Here is a 3584-nt window from a genome sequence, read left to right on the forward strand (position 1 = left end):
TTGAGCAGGCGTGGCGATTTCGTCGCGCTCACCATCACCGCCAATGCCTTCTTGCATCACATGGTGCGCAACATGGTGGGGGCCCTGGTCTATGTGGGGACGGGTCGTCAGCCTGCCGCGTGGACGGCCGACCTGCTGGCTGCGCGCAGGCGTGCCTTGGCGGCCCCCACCTTTTCGCCTGCGGGGCTGTATCTGGCAGGGGTGCAGTACGACCCGGTGCATGCGCTCCCGCAGCCAGCACCGGTCGATTCATGGTCTGAGCCGCTTGCGCAATGGGCCGATCCGGGCGAGGGTTGAGGGATGCGTACCCGAATCAAGTTCTGCGGCCTGGTCCGCCCCGAAGATGTGGACACTGCCGTGGCGCTGGGCGTCGATGCGGTGGGTTTCGTGTTCTATGCACGCAGCCCCAGAGCGGTCGACGCCCCGCTTGCCGCTGCGCTGCGGCGCCGTTTGCCTTCATTCGTGAGCGCGGTCGGGCTGTTCGTCAACGAGACGCCTCAGACCGTGGCGGCCACCGCTGAGGCTGTCGGCCTGGATGTGCTGCAGTTGCATGGTGACGAAGATCCCGCCGAGTGCGCGACGATCAGCCAGCTTGCAGGTGGCTTACCCTGGTGGAAGGCCATTCGCATGAAGACGCAGGCCGATTTGTTATCATCGTTCGTTCCGTTTGGTGCTGCCGAGTGCCTGCTGCTTGACTCATTCAGTGAGGGGTTCGGCGGCAGCGGCAAGACCTTCGACTGGACCTGGATTCCGCCGCAGCGGCCCGTGCACATCGTGATGTCCGGTGGGCTCGACGCCCGCAGTGTGGGCGACGCGATTGCGGCGGTCAGGCCGTTTGGGGTCGATGTCTCCAGCGGCATCCAGGGTGACTCTCCTCGAATCAAGGATCCTGTGCGAATGGAGCAGTTTGTGAACGCCGTTCTCGCAGCTGATGCAGGCCGACCATGAAACCGTATGACCTTCCCGATGCCCGTGGCCACTTCGGCCCCTACGGCGGTACTTTTGTTTCCGAGACGCTCATGCATGCGCTCGAGGAATTGCGTCAGGCCTACGACCGCTACCGCGTCGACCCTGAGTTCATCGCTGAATTCAAGGACGAGCTGAAATATTTTGTGGGGCGCCCCAGCCCGATCTATCACGCCAAGCGCTGGTCTCAGATGCTGGGCGGTGCACAGATCTATTTCAAACGTGAAGACCTGAATCACACCGGCGCGCACAAGGTCAACAACACGATCGGTCAGGCTTTGCTGGCCAAGCGGATGGGCAAGCCGCGAGTCATCGCCGAGACCGGTGCCGGCCAGCACGGCGTGGCCACGGCCACGGTGGCGGCCCGCTTCGGCATGAAGTGCGTGGTCTACATGGGCGTGACCGATGTGGCACGGCAGGCTCAGAACGTGTATCGCATGAAGCTGTTGGGCGCTGAGGTGGTCCCGGTCGAATCCGGCAGCAAGACGCTGAAGGACGCGCTCAATGAAGCGATGCGCGACTGGGTCACCAACGTGGAAGACACCTTCTACATCATCGGTACCGTTGCGGGTCCCCATCCCTATCCGATGATGGTGCGCGACTTCAATGCGGTGGTCGGTCAGGAGTGTCTGTGGCAGATGCCCGAGCGCATCGGCCGGCAGCCCGATTATGTGCTGGCCTGTGTCGGTGGCGGCTCGAATGCGATCGGCATCTTCCATCCCTACATTCCCCACGAGTCAGTGAAGCTGGTTGGTGTCGAGGCGGCAGGCGAGGGCATCGAGACTGGTCGGCATGCGGCATCGCTGTCGGCCGGCACGCCCGGCGTGCTGCATGGCAATCGCACCTATCTGCTGCAGGATGCCAATGGCCAGATCATCGATACGCATTCGGTGTCGGCAGGCCTCGACTACCCTGGCGTAGGCCCCGAACATGCCTGGCTCAAGGACAGCGGAAGAGCCAGCTATGTGGCCATCAATGATGCCGAAACCCTTGAAGCTTTCCATACCTGCTGCCGTATCGAAGGCATCATCCCCGCACTTGAAACCAGTCACGCGCTGGCCTATGCGGCCAAGCTCGCGCCGACCCTGTCCCGCGACAAGGTCATTCTGGTCAACCTGTCCGGCCGAGGCGACAAGGACATGCACACTGTTGCCCAGGCCGGTGGCCTGGCGCTCTGAGAAGGCTGTCCAATGTCCCGAATCGCTGCCAGGTTCGAAGCGCTCAAAGCCGCTGGACGCAAGGCGCTGGTGCCTTATTTCACCGCCGGCCATCCGAGCCGCGATCACACCGTTCCCCTGATGCATGCCCTGGCGCGCAACGGCGCCGATGTCATCGAGCTCGGTATCCCGTTCTCGGATCCGATGGCAGATGGTCCGGTCATCCAGAAATCGAGCGAAGCCGCACTCGCTCTCGGCGTGGGCTTGGGCGATGTGCTTGAGTGGGTTCGCGAGTTCCGAGTTGACGACCAGGCCACGCCGGTGGTGCTGATGGGGTACATGAACCCGATCGAACGCATGGGTGTTGCGGTGTTTGCCGAACGCGCTGCGCAGGCTGGCGTCGACGGTGTGCTGGTAGTCGATCAGCCGCCGGAAGAAGCGCAGGCTTTCGTTCCGATGCTGCGCAGCCACGGACTTGATCCGATCTTCCTGCTCGCCCCAACCTCCAGCACCGAGCGCATCGCGCAGGTCGGCAAGCTCGCAAGCGGCTATGTCTACTATGTGTCGCTCAAAGGCGTGACCGGTGCAGGCAACCTCAATGTCGAGGAAGTGCTCGGCGCGCTGCCGGCCATCCGCGCAGCGACCGGGTTGCCGGTGGGGGTGGGTTTTGGTATTCGTGACGGTCAGACAGCCCGGGCGATCGCTGCCAGAGCCGATGCGGTGGTCATCGGCACCCGGCTGATCCAGGAGATCGAGGCGGCAGGCCCGGCGCACGCGGTTGAGAAAGCGGGCGCGTTCATACTGTCGATCAGGCAGGCGATGGATGGCATCGAGGCAAATGACGAGGCTCAATCATGAGTTGGCTTGAAAAGCTGCTTCCCCCTCGAATCAAGCGCTCGGTCGGCCGATCGGCAGAAGGGCGCCGCACGGTTCCTGAGGGCGTCTGGCTGAAATGCCCAAGCTGCGATGAGGTGCTCTATCGCGCCGATCTGCTGGCCAATCTTTTCGTTTGCCCAAAGTGCGATCACCATATGCGCATCGATGCCCGTGCGCGCATCGATGCGCTGCTCGATGCCGAAGGGCGATACGAGATCGGCCACGATGTGCTGCCGGTCGATGCCTTGAAATTCAAGGACAGTCGCAAGTATCCCGATCGCCTTCAGGAGGCAATGGACGAGACCGGCGAGACCGACGCTCTGGTTGTCGTCGGCGGCGCGATGCGTTCGTTGCCGGTGGTCGTGGCGGCCTTCGAGTTCGACTTCATGGGCGGTTCGATGGGGGCGGTCGTCGGCGAGCGATTCGCGCGCGGTGTGCAAACGGCGGTCGAACAGAAAGTGCCCTTCATTTCGGTTGCGGCATCGGGCGGTGCGCGCATGCAGGAGGGTCTGATGTCGCTGATGCAGATGGCCAAGACCACCGCGGCCCTGACCCATCTGTCCGAAGCGGGTCTGCCGTATATCT

At 63.1% G+C, this 3584-nt stretch carries 4 protein-coding genes and 1 pseudogene; all 5 read left to right on the forward strand.

All coding sequences use genetic code 11. The features are described from left to right. Window positions 1-297: pseudogene (locus ACIQ0Q_RS09145) on the forward strand (hypothetical protein); the annotation flags it as partial. A gap of 3 nt (window positions 298-300) precedes the next feature. Then, on the forward strand, window positions 301-948 hold the full coding sequence (locus tag ACIQ0Q_RS09150; RefSeq protein ID WP_395772632.1) for a phosphoribosylanthranilate isomerase: 648 nt from the start codon (window positions 301-303) through the stop codon (window positions 946-948). After that, a complete protein-coding gene (trpB, locus tag ACIQ0Q_RS09155) occupies window positions 945-2144 on the forward strand; it encodes a tryptophan synthase subunit beta (protein WP_395772633.1) in 1200 nt (399 codons plus the stop codon). Before ACIQ0Q_RS09150 ends, trpB begins: the two co-directional genes overlap by 4 nt. Before the next feature lie 12 nt (window positions 2145-2156). Continuing rightward, window positions 2157-2981, forward strand: a complete 825-nt coding sequence (trpA, locus tag ACIQ0Q_RS09160) for a tryptophan synthase subunit alpha (protein ID WP_395772634.1) — start codon at window positions 2157-2159, stop codon at window positions 2979-2981. Beyond that, window positions 2978-3584 (forward strand): acetyl-CoA carboxylase carboxyltransferase subunit beta (locus ACIQ0Q_RS09165; protein WP_395772635.1); only part of this gene is annotated, 607 nt, incomplete at its 3' end. The genes trpA and ACIQ0Q_RS09165, both read left to right, overlap by 4 nt.

It is taken from the genome of Arenimonas sp. (genome assembly GCF_044348765.1).
In the GTDB taxonomy this organism is placed as follows: Bacteria; Pseudomonadota; Gammaproteobacteria; order Xanthomonadales; family Xanthomonadaceae; genus Arenimonas.